Genomic DNA, 16,344 nt, shown 5'->3' with positions numbered 1-16,344 from the left:
TTGGAAGTACTTTGTATCTTGAGTCAGGATTACGCTTTCTTGACCTGAGCCTTTTTCATCTGCTGGTGTTTCTTCGTGTTCGTCAGCTTGTGGAAAATAAGAATCTGCCACGCGTTGCAGGAAAGCAGGACGAGCGAGACATACAGCAGGGAAGTCAGATCGTTGATGCTGAAAGCCGGGAGCATTTCCAGGCAGGTGACCACGACCATAAAAAACAGCGTCGGAATTCTGGCCGAAGCATTGGTCAGTTTCACCTTCACCTGCGAAACGATCAGAGCCGCCGCAACGATCAGAACCGGAATGCCGGCATACATCGCCAGGCTTTCCTTGCCTTCCGCAAAGCTCTGGTAACGGAGGAAAAACAAGTTCGCGACAGCCATAACGATAAAGAATAGCTGAAGACCCGACCAGGCGCCTTTACGGTTGCGGAGTATTCCGATCATGTAGTAGTTGGTCATCAGGTAAGCGAAATATCCGACCACGCTGATCAGACACATGGTAAGTGTCGCCATAATAATCATAGAAAATTCACTTGCACCGCTCACCGCGACGTCCATGGACACAAAGTCCGGGAAAATCGCCTTGCCGATTCCCCAGACGGCAATACCGAGAACAAGCCCGCCCAACATCGTGGACCAGAACAGAAACAGCATCGGTTTTAACATGATCTCTCTCCTTAACCGGATACACGGACAAAACCGTCCCCCATTCAGGCAGGGACGGTTCTACCGCTTTTTCGTTTACTTAAAAGATTCCGTAGCCGAGAAGCACGACGATCAGGATCAGAACCGCCCAGACGACAAAAAGAATCTTGGTGGACGATTCCTTGCCTTGTCCTCTTTTCATGCGGCCGAGAATCATTTCCATCAATCCGATCACAACGATGGCGATAATTCCCTTCACTACGTACTTGACCGGGAAGCCGTAGCCGATCAGCATGCCGATTCCGGAAACCAGCATAATCAGGTAAAACAATCTGAGGATCATCGGAGTAATTTTCTGCCGGTAAAAAATGGCGCTTACCACAAACAGGATGACGATGAATGCCCACGATCCCGAATGCGACTGGTAAAAAATGTTTAACAACTTGTCTGACATGTCGATTCCTCCATGTTCGTATATGTATTCCTTGTAGACGCAGCAACGCCCTTATCATATCAAGCCGGCCGGGGGTTTACAAGGTCTTAGGGACAATATCCCGCCCAATAAGACACTAGTGTCGGAAAGTGTTCACAAAACTTTGAACGGAAAAAGGGCCGGAAAAAACCCTCGCGAAACGGACGGAATCCCGCTCGCGCAGGATATCCGCCGGAACGCAAGGGTCCCGAATTCCATGAAAATATCAGCCCAGAACGACCGGTTTTCCCGCCCGGGCCGATTCGTACGCGGCCAGGCCGACGGCCGCCGCTTTAAGTCCGTCTTCACCGGTGACCGGTACGGGCTTCCCGCCGAGAAGAGCATCCACGAATCCTCTGATCATGTATTCGTCCATGTCGTCTCCCCAATAGCTCCATTGGACCTTGCCGGTAACATCGCTGAAAACCTCGTTTTTCTGCGCGAAAGAATCGATGGAAATGACCCCTTTCGTTCCGGTGATTTCCATCGTTACGTCGCCCCAGGTCGGGAACGATTTGCTGCGGGACCAGCTCGGGTCCAGCACGGCAATGACGCCGTTCCCGAACTTCACGTGCACCATGCCGGAATCGTCGATATCGAGGTCGTGGAAGCGCGTATCCGCATAGGCGAACACTTCACGGACGTCGCTGCCGAGGAACCAGCGCATCAAATCCATCACATGGACCGTATGGTCGAACACGGCCCCGCCGCCGGAGAGCTTCTTGTCGACGAACCATCCGCCCGGCATGCTGCCGCGGTTGGTTCCTTTAATGGCGATAATCTCGCCGATTTCCCCGCGGTCGACGGCTTCCTTGGCCTGCACGACAGCCGGTATGTAACGGCACGGAAACGCTGTCATCAGCTGCACGCCGTTGTCCTTGCAAGCCGCGATCATCTCTTCCATCTCCGCCGTGGAGATGCCCAGCGGTTTTTCGCACAGGATGTGCTTCCCCGCTTTGGCGGCGGCGATCGTAAGTTCCGCGTGGCGGGAATTCTCGGAGCAGATGACAACGGCATCTATGCCGGTTTTCAGCAGTCTCTTCCGCCGTGCCGTAGTAGGAGATCCCGTGAGTTTCCGTAAGCTTGGCGACACGGTCCTTCTCTTCGTCGGCAATTCCGGCAACCTCGACCTCCGGCATGGCATTCAGTGCGTTAAAATACGAAAACGCGTGACCGTGAGCAAAGCTGATCATTCCGATTTTGAGCTTACGCATGGGCAGTACCTCCTTTTACCGGCAGACGGACTGGCTGTCCCGTACGGGCGGATTCGAGCGCGGCCAGCACGATTTCGAGCGCGCGCAGCGCATCTTCCGCCGTAACGAGCGGCTCCTTGTCTTCACGGATACAGGTGATGAAATGCTCCAGCTCGTAGTAATAAGGATCTTGGTAAGACGGGCTTTTCGGTACCTGCACCCTGCTAGCCGATGCCTTCGCCGCTCCTTGCCGCAGCAGCTTCAGGGAATTCGAATCCCCGCTGTTCATCCGGATAATGCCGGATTTCCCGGCGAATTCGGCGGCTGTCGAGAAGGCCCCCGGATATCCCCAGTGGCCTTCGAGGTTCGCGATGGCGCCGCTTTCAAACCGCAGGGTCACAAGGGCGTAATCCTGGTCGGCGCTGCGCCGGTTGAGGGCAAACACTTCCTTCACTTCGCCGTACGCCCAGCGGGCAAAGTCGATATCGTGAATCATCATGTCCATGATGACGCCGTGACTTTTGTCAAAATCGTTGTACCAGTCCTTGGCGGTTCCCGGATGCGAGCCTACCCGCTTCAAATGAGCCACGCCCGGTTCTCCGGCCGCGCCGGAATCCAGTTTGCGCTTGAGATCGGCATATTCCGGGAAGAAACGGACCACATGGCCGATGAACAGACGCACACCCTTCTCTTGGCAGTAAGCGATCATCTCTTCCGCATCTTCCAGCGTCAGGGCGATCGGTTTTTCACAGATCACGTGCTTGCCCAGATCCGCCGCTTTCATGACGTATTCTTTGTGCAGGTGGGTCGGCAGCGCGATGCTTACCGCATCGATCTCCGCCTCCGCCATCATGTCCTCGAAAGAAAAGTACGCTTTCGTCTCCAAATGTCCGGCAAGATCCCGGGCCGTTTCGCGGTCGAGATCGCATACGCCGGTTAATTCGACTCCCGGCAGCAGACTGTAATCCGTTCCGTGAACGGTCCCCATTGTTCCGCAGCCAACTACGGCGACTTTCATGCTTGTTCTCCTCTCCCTGAAGCAAAATCTGTGCGAAGCGCACAGCTTCTTTCATTATATAGGAAGGGAGGGGGCCGTAAAATGTCTGTATTTATTAAGAAAAGATTAAGTTTGGAGCGGCGGGACCGCGTCCGCTCTTTAGTTAACGCCCTATCTCTTTCTATCAAAACGGAACAAGGATTCTCCCGGATGAGGACGTCCTTTTGCAAGACCGGCAATGATCTCGGCCCCCAGGACCGAGTACACGATCCCATTCCCTCCGTATCCCAGGGAAAACAGGCTGTTCGGAAAACCCGGCTGGGTTCCGATCATCGGATAGCCGTCATGAGTCGCCCCGAAGACGCCCGCCCATACATATTCCGGCTGAAGATTCAGATGAGGAAAAAGTTCCTTCGCTTTTTGCAGCAAAATATCTTTCTTTACCGCCAGGCGGCTGGCTCTCTCTTCATCTGTCATGATCCGCTCATCCTCTCCCCCGATTATAATCCTTCCGTCTCCGGTGGTACGCATATACAAGTAAGGGCGGGCCGTCTCCCAGATCATGCATTCCTTATGCCAGCCCGTTATTTCTTGAAGAGGTTTTGTCGCGAGAGCGTAGGTGGTGAGCAGCTTCGCGTTCGGATTCCTGCTTATTTCCTGGGCTTCGTGTCCGGTCGAGTAGACCGCATAGCGGGCACGGATGCGGCGGCGGTCCCGGGTCGTGAACACGATTCCTTCCTTGGTATCTACACGGGAAACGATTTCGGTTCCTGTATACACCTTCATTCCCTTGGCTGCCGAAGCTTGCTATCAAGCCGTGCACGAAGGCATAGGGATTAACGGCGGCCCCTTCGGCGGTCAGGATGGCTCCCGGTTTTGTAAATGAGAATTTATCCGCGATCCGTCCGGGCGTTAAATATTCGACTTGAAAACCGTATTTCATCAGGGTCCGGTATTCCTCCAGCAGCATGGGCACATCTTTCTCCTCCGATGCCAGGTACAGCGAATCCCGCTGCGTATAGTGGATGTCCAGCTTCTCCTCACGGCAGATCTCGCCAAAAGTCCGGACCGCTTTCCCGCACAAGTTGTAAAAAGCGACGCCGTTTTCTTCTCCGAATGTATGGATGCAGCTCGTCAAGGTTTTATCGTTGAATACATGGACAATTCCCGTATTGACTGCCGTACTGCCCCCGGCGATATCCCGGCTGTCCACCAGCATAGGAGTGAATCCCTCCCGGATTAACTTGTAAGCGGCCAGCGCACCCGATATTCCGCCGCCGATGATAAGAATCTCGCATTCGGTATCGCTTTCGAGTTTCGGATACCGGGCGGTTTCCGGCTGAACATGCGGCCAGTAAGGCTCTCCTGCAATGAGGTTCATACGGTCAAGTCTCCTTCCGTTTGAAATCGGCGAATGGTACCGATATTATGCCCATTCCGGGAAACCTCTACCTTTAAAATGGGCTTTTTACGCTTGACGGCACGAAAAAACCGCCTGACGCAGCATCTGCACCAGACGGTTAGTTATTATTTTTACCAGGTTACAAAAGGGATCGAGCCCGGCGTATCTCCGCCCATCATCTGGGCGACCGGTATCGTATACGCGACTAGAATCAGGACGGCGGTGACGCCGAGCCAAAGTCCCCAGCGCTCGAACAACTTCGGAGTCGGCTCCGATGCGTCCCGCACTTCGCCGAGCGGGTATTCCGTCTCGCCTTTAGGCGAACGCATAAGCGCGACGACATTATAGATCATCAGCAGCACGGCTACGAAAAGAATCATGCCGCCGATCGCCATCGCAACATGGTACGGCATCCACAGCACTGTGTCGGGATGGTTCTCGTACGTCGTGTACGCTGTGCGGCGGGGCGAGCCGAGCAGGCCGACGGTATGCATGGAACCCGACATGAAGAACATGCCGACGCACCAGAGAATCGTCTGCCAGATCCCCAGCTTGTGCAGTCTTGGCGTCAGCTGCCGGCCGGTAATCGACGGGATGAGCCAATACGTAATCCCGAAGAAGGTGAGCGCCACGCTCGTCGCGACGGTCAGATGAAAGTGCCCCGTTACCCAGAGGGTATTGTGCACGACCTGGTTCATCTGGTTGCTGGCATTGATGATCCCGCCCGCTCCCGCAGGGATGAAGACCAGCATGCCCATAAACGGAGCGAAGAAGCGGACGTCTTTCCAAGGGAGAAACTTGAACCAGCCGAACAGGCCTTTGGCCCCTTTCTCCCTGCCTGTCGTTTCGAACGTGGCGAACAGCGAGAACGCCGTCATCAACGAAGGCACGATGACCATGAAGGTCAATATAACCTGGAGAAACTTCCAGAACGAGCTGATTCCGGGCTCCGTCAGTTGATGGTGGAATCCGACCGGAATCGAGAACAGCAGAAACAGGATGAACGAAAGCCGGGCAAGCGCGTCGCTGAATATTTTGCCGCCGATCACTTTCGGAATAATCGTATACCAGCAAATATAGGCGGGCAGGAGCCAGAAGTAAACGAGCGGATGGCCGAAGTACCAGAACAAGGTGCGGCTTAGCAGGACGTTTACGGTGTCGACCCAGCCGAACGACCACGGAATCAGCTGAAGTAGAATTTCCGCCGCCACCCCGATGGTCGCGACCTGCCAGAGCAGCATCGTAATGACCGCCATGAAGGAAAACAGCGGCGAAAGCTGCCCTTTGTGCATCCGTTTCCAGAAGCGGTAATTAATGAAGATGCCGAAGCCGCTCATCCAGCTTCCGACGACTACCATCGTCAGCGCGATGTAGAAATAGGGCGACGCTTTAAGGGGAGCATAGAACGTGTACAGCACGGACGCCTTATTGAGCAGGATAAAAACCGTTCCCAGCGCCGTTCCGCCCGCCATCAGGCCGAATCCGAGCCAGCCGAGGCGCCGCGGGAGCGGCAGCAGCTCGCCTCCGAGCGTTTTGGAAATACCCGAATACAGGAATCCGATAATGAAAAAGGTCGTAAAAATGAGGGCCATAAGCACGCCGTGAGCCGTCAGAAGCTGATAATAACCGATCCCGGCGGGCAGTTTGACCATGCCTCCGCGTACCAGGCCCTGCAGCACTCCGGCGATCCCTCCGAGAAGAAGAGCGCCGAAAGCGAATAAAATGTGAGCGAGAACGAGCTTGCTGTCTTTCGGACTAAAAGAAACGGCGGCTTGCCGCGCCGGTTGCGTTTCGGTTCCGTTCATACATAACGACTTCCTTTCTGCCGGTGGGTTTAGTTAACGACAATCGTCGTTTTCATCCATTCGTGGGCTCCGCCGCAGTATTCGTTGCAGAGCACGAGGTAAGAACCCGGCTTGTCGAACTTATACGTAAGATGATTCACTTCACCCGGAAGCACCATCATATTGACATTCGTGCCCGGGATTTCAAACCCGTGGACAACGTCCTTGCTCGTGATTATAAAATGTACGGTCGCTCCCGCGGGAACTTCCATCTTGTCGGGCTTGTAGCCGAACGCGAAGGCGGTCATCACGGCTTCGTACTCGTTCTCTCCGACTTTCTTCAGGCCCGGCTGATCGAACGGCTGCGTCAGATCGACCTTCGCCGGATCAATCGTGTGCGCATGGCCGGTCGGCGGGTTCATTCCCATCGCAAACGCCGATACGCCGATCACGGACAGGAAGACGATCAGCATGGAGATGCCGAAAACGATCCAAATTTTTTCTAAACGATGAATATGCATGTAATATCCCCTCTTTTTTTCCGATTCGCGGAACTTTTTGCGTATTTGCCCCGTTAACTTCTTATAAGATACAGTGCAAACACGCCGAACCAGGTAATCAGAATAAACGCGCCCAGAATCATAACCGAAGCGAAAGCGCCTTTCAGTTCCGGCTCCTTCTCGTTCGCCCCGCTTTGCGGAGCGGGCTTAATGTCCTGCTTTTCCTTGGCAGGCGCGAGCTTTGCCATAGCGGCATCCCCCTTTGTCAATGAAGCTTTTCATGGTTTCATCTTACCTTCGGCGTGAGCACCCACATGTGATAAGAATCACAATTTCTTTATCAAATTGTAACGATTTTGTTACAACGTTTTAGGTATCGAGACCCGGTCCTACATGGTATAATGGCATAGCAAATCATATGTAAAATGTTTGTAAATCGAATGAACAGGGAGATCTGTGATGCAGAAAGGTATTCATTTTATAGCGCGTCGGCTGCACTTATTCGTTTGGCCCCTGCTGCTCGTTGTCTTCATTGAGTTTTTAAATCGGGGAGGAGTGACGGCCACCCTATCCTGGGCCAAGCACAGTCCGGGAGAAATGGTGCTGAACTATTTGCTGACCTTCTGCCTGTTCCTAGTTTTTACCGCATTGACCGGCCGGAGCCGTATCGCGTTCTGGATCGTAGCGGCTTTCATGCTGATCTGCGGTCTTATCAGCGGCATTAAATTCAAAATTCTCGGCGTGCCTCTACTGCCCTGGGATTTGTTCCTCGGCAGCGAGACGACCGATATCGTCCAATACTTGAACGGTTTGTTCGATAAAACGATCGTGATCGGCATTATCGTCTTTCTCGCGGTCAGCGTCGCGCTGCTCTATTTCGTTCCTTGGACCCACTCCCGCTTCCGCTGGAAAGAGAACATCGTTCTCGGTGTCCTGGGCGTCGCGCTCGCTTGTGTCGTCTATTTCGACAAGCCGCTTCCGATCAAATCCGCCCTTCATATTTCCACCATTCCCTGGAATCAGGCCGATAACTATCATGTCAACGGGTTCATGCTTTCCACCGTCATGAATATCGAGCAGATCATTATCGACGCTCCGCAGGGCTACAACCAGGCGAATATGGACAACTTCGTGAAGAAAGTCGAACGCCGTACAAACATAGATCCGAATGTAAAACCGAACATTATCGTTATTCTCGGGGAAACGTTCTGGGACCCTACCAGAATGAAGAACGTCACGTTCAGCGAAGATCCCATTCCGTTCGTCCACCACCTTCAGCAGAACTATTCCAGCGGCTATATGCTGTCGCCCCAGTTCGGCGGAGGAACGGCGAATGTCGAATTCGAGGTTCTCTCGGGCAATTCGATCCGCTTCCTGCCGGAAGGCGCGATCGCCTATAACCAGTACATGAACAGACGCGTCGATTCGCTTGCCAGCATATTGGCCAGACAAGGCTATCAGACCGCGGCCATCAACCCGTTCCACAACTGGTTCTTCAACAGCCGCAACGTGTATCAGAATTTCGGATTCTCCAAATTCATCTCGCAGGAATATTTCGAGCCGGAATACAACGGTCCTTATCTGGCCGACAAAGCGGTGATGAAAAAAATCATCGAACAAGTCGACAACTCCGCCGGTCCCGATTTCGTCTTTGCCAACACGATGGAGAATCACGCGCCGTTCACGCCGGATAAATTCAAACAGAACACCATCAAGGCGAGCGGTAATTTCCCGGAAGAAACGAAGGGTATGCTCGAAACTTACGCCCAAGGCGTTCACAATACGGACGATGCGCTCAAAATGCTCGTGGAGCATTACGAGAAGAAAGGCGAGCCGACGATCATCATGCTGTTCGGCGACCACCTGCCGTCCCTGGGCAACAATTATCAAGCTTACAAAGACACCGGCTATTTAAAAGACGACGACGATTCCGCAGCCGTACTGGATAAACTGTACAGCCTCCCGGTCGTCGTCTGGAACAACTATTTGCCGAAGCATCAGGATAAGCTCGACATGAGCTCTTCCTTCCTGGGCCCTTACCTGCTGAATTTGGCTCAGCGCGAAGGAACGCCTTACATGGACTATCTCTTCTCCTTGTCCAAAAAGTTCCCGATGATTCCGCCGCGCAATCATTACGAGCGCATGAAGCTGACCGAGCAGGACGTGACGGAGTACCAGATGCTTCAATATGACGTGCTGTTCGGGGAGCAGTACAGCTTCAACGGCTTCCGTGACAAGATCATCAATCCGAAATATACACTCGGCTTCGGTGAGATGACGATCGACAATGTGTCGCCGCTTCACCAAAGCACGGCCGGAGGCACCGGTGGAGACGCTTCCGTCGAAATCAGCGGCAAAAATTTCGCTCCGGGCTGTGTCGTCTATATGAACGACAAGGCTTTGAAAACAACCTATGAGAGCCGCCAATCGCTTTCCGCCATCGTACCGAAAGATGCTGTGGAATCGGGTAAACCGGTGAACCTGCAGGTAAAAGTGATCGATTCCAAAAACCTGCCGATCCAAACCACACCCGTCAAACAAGTGAATGAACTGAAATAACGGCATTATAAAAAGACTTGGCCGTACGCTTCCCGAGGGAAGTGTACGGAACCAAGTCTTTTTTGCTGCGCCTGAAAATCTTCTAGGAAGAAACGACCCCGCTCAACACCCGGCATCTGCCGGGAACGTCCGTGCGGAACTTTTCCACGTTGCCGTTGTCCGCTACGGTAACATAGACCGTTCTGCCGTCTGGACCGCCGAAGGTCAGGTTGGTGCAGTTTTTTCCTTTCAGAACGACTTCCTGAAGAATTTTGCCCTGAGGAGAAATTTTCAGGACCGTTCCTTTACCGAAACGGGTGCTGTACAGGTTGCCCTGCGAATCGCAGCGCATACCGTCCAGGCCGAAGTCGGGGAATTCGATAAACAGACGCTTGTTCGAAATCGCGCCCGCCTCGGTCAGATCGTACACCCAGATCCGGCGCTGTACGGATTCGTTCACATACAGCTTTTTCCCGTCCGGCGAAACTTCGATCCCGTTCGTTGTCCCCATTCCGCTCTCCAGAAGGGTCACGCTGCCAGGGGTTACCCGCCACAGGTTGCCCGTATTGTTGCTCCAGTTCGGATCGCTGGCAAACACAATATCGTTAGCTGAAATCGCGATATCGTTCGGCTGGTTCATGCCGGGTCCGTGCGCCCAGACCGAAACGGCCTTCGTTTTCATGTCCACTTTCAGCACGTTGTGGTTCTTATAATCGGCGATCAGCATCTCTCCGGCCCGCGTAAAGCGGATCCCGTTGCCGATGCTGCCGTTCGGAAGCTCGATGAATACGCTGCTTTCTCCCGACGGCGTCACTTTACCGATGGTGCCTTCTCTCGCATAGTTCACGGCATACAAGTTTCCTTGGGCATCGCAGGCCGGTCCTTCGATTCCACCCGTAAAACCGTGCGGAGGCGTAAATACACTGCTTTTGAATAATTGTTCCATGTCTGATCTCTCCTTTTTTTGATCCACTCCACTTTCCGGGATCGTTTCGTATAGCCGGCAAGCGGCTTTCTCTTTAAACGAAAGAAGATAGATGAGAACTCAATGGGCGGAAAGCTGGCGGATGACCAGTCCCGCCGCCCCGATAGCGAGCGCTTCCTCTCCGAAGCTTCCTTTGCTGAATAGCACCTGGTAGTCCGGGTAATAATAAGTTTTCTTTATCGCGGTCTGTGTGGCGGTATAGAAAAACAGATCATTCGTCGAAATAAGCGGTCCTCCGAGAACGACCTTCTCCGGATGCAGCATATTGAGCAGATTGGCCAGTCCGATGCCGAAATACACGGCAGCCTGAGTCATCACCTCGACCGCCAGCGGATCGCGGTTGTTCAGGGCCTGGACAATCTCGCGGAATGTAAGGGCATCCGGACTGCCGAGCGAGGATAACATACTGGACCGTCCCTGTTTGAGCTTGGAGCGTATTTCCCGTTCGACCGCATAAATGGAAGCATAGGACTCCAAGGCCCCGTAATTGCCCTCCTGGGACCGGGGAGCGACGCCATCCGTCTGGATGATCATCTGCCCGATGGAGCCTTCCAAATCGACGGCCCCGTAGATGATCTTCCCTTCGCTGAGCATGGACGAACGGAGTCCGACGCCCAGGTGTACATACAGCATATGGCGGAACGAGCGTTTATGCCTGGACCAGGATTCCGCGAGAAGCGCCGTATTGGCTCCGTTATCGAGCAGGACGGGCAAACCGAGCTTTTCTTCCAGCATCCGGCGCACGGGCACGCCCTGCCAGCCCGGTGTCGGGAAATAGCGCGGATTCAGGATGACGCCTTCTTCGCGGTCCACCGGGCCTACGGCTCCGACACCCATCCCGAGCACATGCTCGGAAGCGATTCTCCTGCGCTTCAGCATGGCCTTCGCTTCATCGGCAAGAGCTGCCAGGAGCACATCGGGTGTCATCATCTCGTTCATTTCCCACGTACGGGATTCGAGCACCTTCATCTGCATGTCGGTCAGCACGAGCCGGGAAAGCGTCCGGGAAATATCGATGCCGAATGCGCAGCCGTAATTGGCCTGGATCCGGTACAGAACCGGCCTGCGGCCGCCTGTCGAGGGGCCGTGTCCCGATTCGGCGATCAACCCCTGCGTGCACAGCTCGTCCAGAAGCCGGGTTAGCGTGCTTACGGTCAAGCCGCTTTCTTCCAGCAGTTCGATCTTCGAGACCGTTCCGCCTTGACGGATCAACTCGAATAATTCTTTTTGTTTGCGGTTTCCGATACGCTCGGAAATCGGACGGTTAACCATAAATCGCCACACCCACTAACGCACTAAGCAGAATAACGGACAACGGATGCATCCGGTAACGGATAAGCCCGAGCAGCGCCAGCAGAAATATCGCCGCCGAAACGGCGGTCTTCCATGTCCACCACTCCGCCCGGAAATAGGTAAAGCCGAAGCGCAGAGCCGCCACGGCGACCAGCGCGGCTACCACGGGGCGCAGCCCGTAGAAAACGGTTTTGACGGTACGATGCGTCCGGATGCTGTAGAAGAAACGTGCCACGGCCGCGATCAGAACGACGGACGGAAGCACCATGCCGAGCACGGCAGCCGCCGCTCCGGGAAGTCCCATCGTCATTTTGCCGATATAAATCGCGCAGTTCGTGGCCAGCGGCCCCGGCGCCATGCCGGAAACCGCTACGGCTTCCGAAAACTGCCCGGGCGTCAGCCATCCGTGCAGCTCGACCTCATGCTGAATGGCCGGAATCATGGCGAAGCCTCCGCCGAAGGAGAGAATACCGATTTTCAGAAACGTCCAGAAAAGGAGGATCAGCATCTGTTCTCTCCCCCCTTATATGCCTTCGCCGAAATAGCATTCCAGCTCGGGATAACGGGGTACGGCCTTGTCAGCGGGATGTTCCCTTTTCCGCTTCTTGGGCTCGAAGCTCACGGCGAAGCCGAGACGGCCTTTGGCCAGCACCAGCGCACAGCCGGCAAAGACGCCGAGAAGCATAACGAGCAGAGGATGGATTCCCGTGAGCAGCAGAGCCGCGATAGATCCGGCGAACACAAACAGCGAGGCACCGTCAAAGACCGATGAGCGCAGCAGCTTCAATCCCGCGTAGGAGATCAGAGCCAGTACCGCCATCTGAATGCCTTCCATTGCCGCAATAACTTTAGGATACTGCCTGAACGCCGAAAAGCCAATAGCAAGCAGGAGTACCATAACGAAGGTGGGCAGCATCATGCCGAGAACCGCGGCCAGCATGCCGGGCACGCCGCTCAGCTTATAGCCGACGAAAGCGGCCGCGTTTACTCCGACGCCACCAGGTGCTACGCCCGAAACCGAAATCACCTCGCCGAATTCGTCTTCGTCCAGCCAGCGGCGGCGCAGCACGATTTCCCTTTCCAGAATAGGCAGCATGGCGAAGCCTCCGCCGAAGGAAACGGGCCCGATGCGGGCGAACGAACCGAACAAGTGAAGCAGCAGTTTCATACGGGCAGTGGAAATTTTCAAGAGAGTCATCTTCTTTCGTGTCTGTAGGGTAGGATAACTCTATTTTAAACAACTTTATTTCATTTTGGAATAAACTTATGCGTATTTCCATGAAAATAGACGTTTATTTCTTTCTTCCTGTGTATTTTATGTTCACTTACAATTCATTTTATATAAAAGTTGGGATTTTTTATGTCATTTACCTTTTGTCATACCGATAAAATCCGATGTTTTTAGTTGGACTAAATTTTCCTGATTCGACAAAAACCAACCTTACCCGACTATTTTTGTTTCACTCAACCTTTACCGGGTAAATAAAGTTAGTTTCTAACAACCCGTACGTCATGTGCCCGAATCTTCGATCGGAGAACTCCGGGACAAGAGATGAATACCATGAAGGAGGTTGTTTTAGTGAAAAAACACTTGACGGGAGCTCTTGCTCTTCTGCTTGCGCTAACGTGGCTGCCTTTAGAACACGCCTCGGCGGCCAAAGAAGCGGGGCCTTGGACCGATCAAACCCTGATCGCCCATGCGATGGGCGGAATTTCCGGTGAAACTCTCACAAATTCATATGAAGCGTTTCTGGACAATTACGAAAAAGGGCACCGCCTGTTCGAGGTCGATCTTAATTTGACATCGGACGGCCAGCTTGCGGCCCGGCACGACTGGATGCGTTATTTGTCCGACCGTCTGCAGCCGACTCTTCCCGAACATCTGAAAGACGGGCCGATCCCCTTGGCTGATTTCAAAAGCCATAAAATTTTAAACAAATATACGCCTCTTGATCTTGATCTGCTGCTCCAGCTCCTGGAGCAATATCCGGATGCTTATATCGTTACCGATACGAAAAGCGAAGATCCCGAAGTCGTACAGAAACAATTCGAGCTTATCGTCCAAAAAGCAAAAGCGGCGGACCCGGCTCTTCTGGAACGTATCGTTCCCGAATTGTATGAAATCGAAATGATTCAGCAGGTGAAGAAAATCTACGATTTTCCGAACTATCTTTTTTCCATTTATATGACAAGCTATTCGGAAAAAGAAATCATTTCGCTCGTGAAGAAGCATAACATCAAAGCGGTCGCGATGCCCTACGAACGGGCGACTTCAACGATGATCGGGGGCCTCGACAAACTGGGCGTTCCGGTATATGTTCACACGGTCAACGAAATGAAGGAAATCAACCGGCTGAAAAAAATCGGCGTTCACGGGTTCTACACCGATTTCCTGACTTACCGCCAGGTGGCGCCGAATTCGGCGGCCGCCAAGACACAGGAAACCACAGCCGTCAAAACGGCGTCGGCCGCTCCGGCGGACAGTCAAGGCGGCAACGTGGTACAGGCCGGTGAAAAATCCGCTGCCGTGACTGCGGCCGTTGCGCCTAAAGAGACGCTTATGCAAAAGCTCGCCGCGCTTGTCAGTCAAGTTTTCGAAAAATAGATAAAAAACGGGCCACTTAAGGGCCCGTTTTTTTACGGTTCTTTTTCACTTTTCTCTTTTCACTTTTCACTTTTCTCTTTTCACTTTTCTCTTTTCACTTTCTTTTTTCTTTTTCGCGTTACGCTTTCCCGTTAACACCTCTTGCATCCTCCATGCCCGATGATCGGTCATAACGTCGATCACTGGCTGCAGAACATGAGGCTCTAGTCGGCTTGTTTGTTCCACGGCGCCGTAAACGCCGTAAAACAGGCAGAATGCTTTCTCTCCCCTTATACATCCTGTCTAACAACCGGGCATTCCTATGTTTTCATTCTCCGTTGTCCCAGTTCCACGCTACCCTGGAAACGAAAAGAAACCGGATCTCAAAGATCCGGTTTCTTTTATAAGAACGGAGCGTTCTCCGTTTCTTTTCCGTTTATCGTGCTGCTCAGATGCGGCGGTCGGCTTCCGCAGGAGCGTCATCACGGTAGCTGCTGGACCAGCGGTGATATTCGTCCTCCGCGGCATCCTTCGTATGACCGTAGCGCTCTTGAAGCTTGCCTACCAGTTTATCTTTCTCGCCGTTAATGACATCCATATCGTCGTCCGTGAGTTTACCCCACTGTTTTTGCGCTTCCCCTTTGAGCTGTTTCCATTTCCCTTTAAATACGTTGTTGTCCATGGTATCTCATCTCCTTAGAGGGTTATTTGATATCTCTACATCCTTTACTTACCCTCACAGCTATCTGATGAAACCCTGCACCCGTGCCAAAAGGCCGGACATCAAAAGAGCCGACTCTCTTGGAATCCAAGCAGCTGTCGGCTATCTTTATTAGATCATATTTCATCCCCCAGCGGCAGGGGGAAATTTTTACAGAAGGGGATACATATGTACACTCCATACAAATATCGTATAAACGTTTCATAAAAAGGTCATACCGTTTACCGGTCGGTGCCTCTGCCTTCCGCCGGTTTTACTGGCCGCTCCCCAGGTTCCATTCGGAATAAAACCGCACCAGGTACTGCTCCATAAACTCATGCCGCTCTTCCGCCAGACTGCCTGCCCGTTTCCGTATTCATCAGCTCTTTGAGCTTGAGAAGCTTCTCGTAAAAATGGTTGATCGCCGTGCTCTTGCCCTCGCGGTACTGTTGTACAGTCATTTCCGTCCGGGGTTCAAGCTGCGGATCGTAAATCAGGCTTCCCCGCGCACCCGCATAAACGAAAGTCCGCGCTATGCCGATGGCTCCGATCGCGTCGAGCCGGTCCGCATCCTGAACGATCCGGCCTTCCGGCGTGCTCATTCTCGTACCGCTGCCCCCCTGAAAAGACAAGGTGCCGATAATGTCGAGAATATGCCGTGCGGTTTCGCCGGGCACTCCGTTGTCCGCCAGCCAACCGGCGAGTTTTGCGGTTTCCTTCTTTTTATCCTCCACCAGCTTCTCGTCAATGAGATCATGCAGTAAAGCAGCCATTTCGCATACAAACTCGTCGGCGTTCTCCTTCTTCGCGATAAGCTTGGCCATACGGGTCACCCGGTGAATGTGCCACCAGTCGTGTCCGGTCGGCTCATCCTTCAGCTTTTCCCCAGCCAATTGATACGCTTTCTCCAAAACAGTCTGTTGTTCCATAGCATACAATCCTTTTTAAATGATAATGGTGGAAAAGAACGACTCGCTTTTGCCCCGATTTAGCTTCTGATTGCAGCGGATCTGTTCTCCGGACAAAAAAAAGTGTACTCCCCGGAATTGCGAGAGTACCAGAACGTGTGGAGTGTGAAATTGAAGCTGACCCGTACCCTTATTACACCATAAATAGACAAAGTTCATAAGGGATAAATTCGGCGAATAAAGGGCACAATTATCTACTCTTTGCGGGAATTCCCCTTTCTAGGCAGGAAAAATACCGCATGCGGCTCCTGCCTGCATGCGGTATCGGGCTTTTTTACGTCTGC

Annotated in this window: 14 protein-coding genes and 3 pseudogenes; 2 read left to right on the top strand and 15 right to left on the bottom strand. The window is 53.2% G+C overall.

Going from position 1 to position 16,344, the window contains the following annotated elements:
* Positions 1 to 29: 29 nt before the first annotated feature.
* From ABC395_RS08210 to ABC395_RS08170, 9 genes and pseudogenes are all read right to left on the bottom strand, one after another.
* Positions 30 to 665: a KinB-signaling pathway activation protein gene (locus ABC395_RS08210; protein WP_413002169.1), complete on the bottom strand. Its 636-nt coding sequence runs from the start codon at positions 663 to 665 to the stop codon at positions 30 to 32.
* A gap of 79 nt (positions 666 to 744) precedes the next feature.
* Positions 745 to 1,098, bottom strand: coding sequence for a DUF1516 family protein (locus ABC395_RS08205; protein ID WP_413002167.1), 354 nt, complete (start codon positions 1,096 to 1,098; stop codon positions 745 to 747).
* 244 nt (positions 1,099 to 1,342) lie between these two features.
* Positions 1,343 to 2,330, bottom strand: a pseudogene (locus tag ABC395_RS08200) (Gfo/Idh/MocA family protein).
* Positions 2,323 to 3,327 carry a Gfo/Idh/MocA family protein gene (locus ABC395_RS08195; protein WP_413002165.1) on the bottom strand — a complete coding sequence of 335 codons (1,005 nt, stop codon included), beginning with the start codon at positions 3,325 to 3,327 and terminating at the stop codon, positions 2,323 to 2,325. The pseudogene ABC395_RS08200 and the gene ABC395_RS08195 overlap by 8 nt, the downstream one beginning before the upstream one ends.
* 150 nt (positions 3,328 to 3,477) lie before the next feature.
* Positions 3,478 to 4,092, bottom strand: a complete 615-nt coding sequence (locus ABC395_RS08190) for an NAD(P)/FAD-dependent oxidoreductase (protein WP_413002164.1) — start codon at positions 4,090 to 4,092, stop codon at positions 3,478 to 3,480.
* A gap of 73 nt (positions 4,093 to 4,165) precedes the next feature.
* Positions 4,166 to 4,687, bottom strand: a pseudogene (locus tag ABC395_RS08185) (FAD-dependent oxidoreductase); the annotation flags it as partial.
* Positions 4,688 to 4,839: 152 nt separating this feature from the next.
* Entirely contained in the window at positions 4,840 to 6,513 is a 1,674-nt protein-coding gene (locus tag ABC395_RS08180) for a b(o/a)3-type cytochrome-c oxidase subunit 1 (RefSeq protein ID WP_413002162.1), read from the bottom strand.
* Between the two features lie 29 nt (positions 6,514 to 6,542).
* Positions 6,543 to 7,013 (bottom strand): cytochrome c oxidase subunit II, encoded by a 471-nt coding sequence (locus tag ABC395_RS08175; RefSeq protein ID WP_413002160.1) that lies wholly within the window; start codon positions 7,011 to 7,013, stop codon positions 6,543 to 6,545.
* A 53-nt stretch (positions 7,014 to 7,066) separates the two neighbouring features.
* On the bottom strand, positions 7,067 to 7,240 hold the full coding sequence (locus ABC395_RS08170) for a cytochrome c oxidase subunit 2A (RefSeq protein ID WP_009677255.1): 174 nt from the start codon (positions 7,238 to 7,240) through the stop codon (positions 7,067 to 7,069).
* Between the two features lie 211 nt (positions 7,241 to 7,451).
* Between ABC395_RS08170 and ABC395_RS08165 the strand changes: the two genes are divergently transcribed.
* On the top strand, positions 7,452 to 9,551 hold the full coding sequence (locus ABC395_RS08165; protein WP_413002158.1) for a sulfatase-like hydrolase/transferase: 2,100 nt from the start codon (positions 7,452 to 7,454) through the stop codon (positions 9,549 to 9,551).
* Positions 9,552 to 9,633: 82 nt separating this feature from the next.
* Here ABC395_RS08165 and ABC395_RS08160 read toward each other — a convergent pair whose 3' ends face one another.
* The 4 genes from ABC395_RS08160 to ABC395_RS08145 form a co-directional block, all read right to left on the bottom strand.
* Complete coding sequence (locus ABC395_RS08160) at positions 9,634 to 10,476, bottom strand: SMP-30/gluconolactonase/LRE family protein (RefSeq protein ID WP_413002156.1); 843 nt, start codon at positions 10,474 to 10,476, stop codon at positions 9,634 to 9,636.
* A 99-nt stretch (positions 10,477 to 10,575) separates the two neighbouring features.
* Complete coding sequence (locus ABC395_RS08155; protein WP_413002154.1) at positions 10,576 to 11,787, bottom strand: ROK family protein; 1,212 nt, start codon at positions 11,785 to 11,787, stop codon at positions 10,576 to 10,578.
* A complete protein-coding gene (locus ABC395_RS08150) occupies positions 11,780 to 12,316 on the bottom strand; it encodes a chromate transporter (RefSeq protein WP_413002152.1) in 537 nt (178 codons plus the stop codon). The genes ABC395_RS08155 and ABC395_RS08150 overlap by 8 nt, the downstream gene beginning before the upstream one ends.
* A 15-nt stretch (positions 12,317 to 12,331) precedes the next feature.
* A complete protein-coding gene (locus ABC395_RS08145; protein WP_413002150.1) occupies positions 12,332 to 13,006 on the bottom strand; it encodes a chromate transporter in 675 nt (224 codons plus the stop codon).
* Between the two features lie 381 nt (positions 13,007 to 13,387).
* Here ABC395_RS08145 and ABC395_RS08140 point away from each other — a divergent pair, with 381 nt between their 5' ends.
* Positions 13,388 to 14,413, top strand: a complete 1,026-nt coding sequence (locus tag ABC395_RS08140) for a phosphatidylinositol-specific phospholipase C/glycerophosphodiester phosphodiesterase family protein (protein WP_413002148.1) — start codon at positions 13,388 to 13,390, stop codon at positions 14,411 to 14,413.
* Between the two features lie 427 nt (positions 14,414 to 14,840).
* On the opposite strand, the gene ABC395_RS08135 is transcribed toward ABC395_RS08140, so the two are convergent.
* Complete coding sequence (locus ABC395_RS08135; protein WP_413002147.1) at positions 14,841 to 15,074, bottom strand: CsbD family protein; 234 nt, start codon at positions 15,072 to 15,074, stop codon at positions 14,841 to 14,843.
* A 292-nt stretch (positions 15,075 to 15,366) separates the two neighbouring features.
* A pseudogene (locus ABC395_RS08130) lies at positions 15,367 to 16,021 on the bottom strand (HD domain-containing protein).
* Between the last annotated feature and the right edge of the window lie 323 nt (positions 16,022 to 16,344).

Source organism: Paenibacillus canaveralius (assembly GCF_047238265.1).
Lineage (GTDB): Bacteria > Bacillota > Bacilli > Paenibacillales > NBRC-103111 > Paenibacillus_F.
Note: the sequence above shows the minus strand (reverse complement) of the source record. Positions and strands in the feature narration are given on the sequence as shown.

What these genes read in the sequence shown, in the direction of transcription:
- ABC395_RS08205 (WP_413002167.1), bottom strand. Translation starts at nt 1,098, where the DNA reads ATGTCAGACAAGTTGTTAAACATTTTTTACCAGTCGCATTCGGGATCG.
- ABC395_RS08180 (WP_413002162.1), bottom strand. Translation starts at nt 6,513, where the DNA reads ATGAACGGAACCGAAACGCAACCGGCGCGGCAAGCCGCCGTTTCTTTT.
- ABC395_RS08155 (WP_413002154.1), bottom strand. Translation starts at nt 11,787, where the DNA reads ATGGTTAACCGTCCGATTTCCGAGCGTATCGGAAACCGCAAACAAAAA.
- ABC395_RS08145 (WP_413002150.1), bottom strand. Translation starts at nt 13,006, where the DNA reads ATGACTCTCTTGAAAATTTCCACTGCCCGTATGAAACTGCTGCTTCAC.
- ABC395_RS08210 (WP_413002169.1), bottom strand. Translation starts at nt 665, where the DNA reads ATGTTAAAACCGATGCTGTTTCTGTTCTGGTCCACGATGTTGGGCGGG.
- ABC395_RS08190 (WP_413002164.1), bottom strand. Translation starts at nt 4,092, where the DNA reads ATGAAGGTGTATACAGGAACCGAAATCGTTTCCCGTGTAGATACCAAG.
- ABC395_RS08195 (WP_413002165.1), bottom strand. Translation starts at nt 3,327, where the DNA reads ATGAAAGTCGCCGTAGTTGGCTGCGGAACAATGGGGACCGTTCACGGA.
- ABC395_RS08160 (WP_413002156.1), bottom strand. Translation starts at nt 10,476, where the DNA reads ATGGAACAATTATTCAAAAGCAGTGTATTTACGCCTCCGCACGGTTTT.
- ABC395_RS08170 (WP_009677255.1), bottom strand. Translation starts at nt 7,240, where the DNA reads ATGGCAAAGCTCGCGCCTGCCAAGGAAAAGCAGGACATTAAGCCCGCT.
- ABC395_RS08175 (WP_413002160.1), bottom strand. Translation starts at nt 7,013, where the DNA reads ATGCATATTCATCGTTTAGAAAAAATTTGGATCGTTTTCGGCATCTCC.
- ABC395_RS08135 (WP_413002147.1), bottom strand. Translation starts at nt 15,074, where the DNA reads ATGGACAACAACGTATTTAAAGGGAAATGGAAACAGCTCAAAGGGGAA.
- ABC395_RS08150 (WP_413002152.1), bottom strand. Translation starts at nt 12,316, where the DNA reads ATGCTGATCCTCCTTTTCTGGACGTTTCTGAAAATCGGTATTCTCTCC.
- ABC395_RS08165 (WP_413002158.1), top strand. Translation starts at nt 7,452, where the DNA reads ATGCAGAAAGGTATTCATTTTATAGCGCGTCGGCTGCACTTATTCGTT.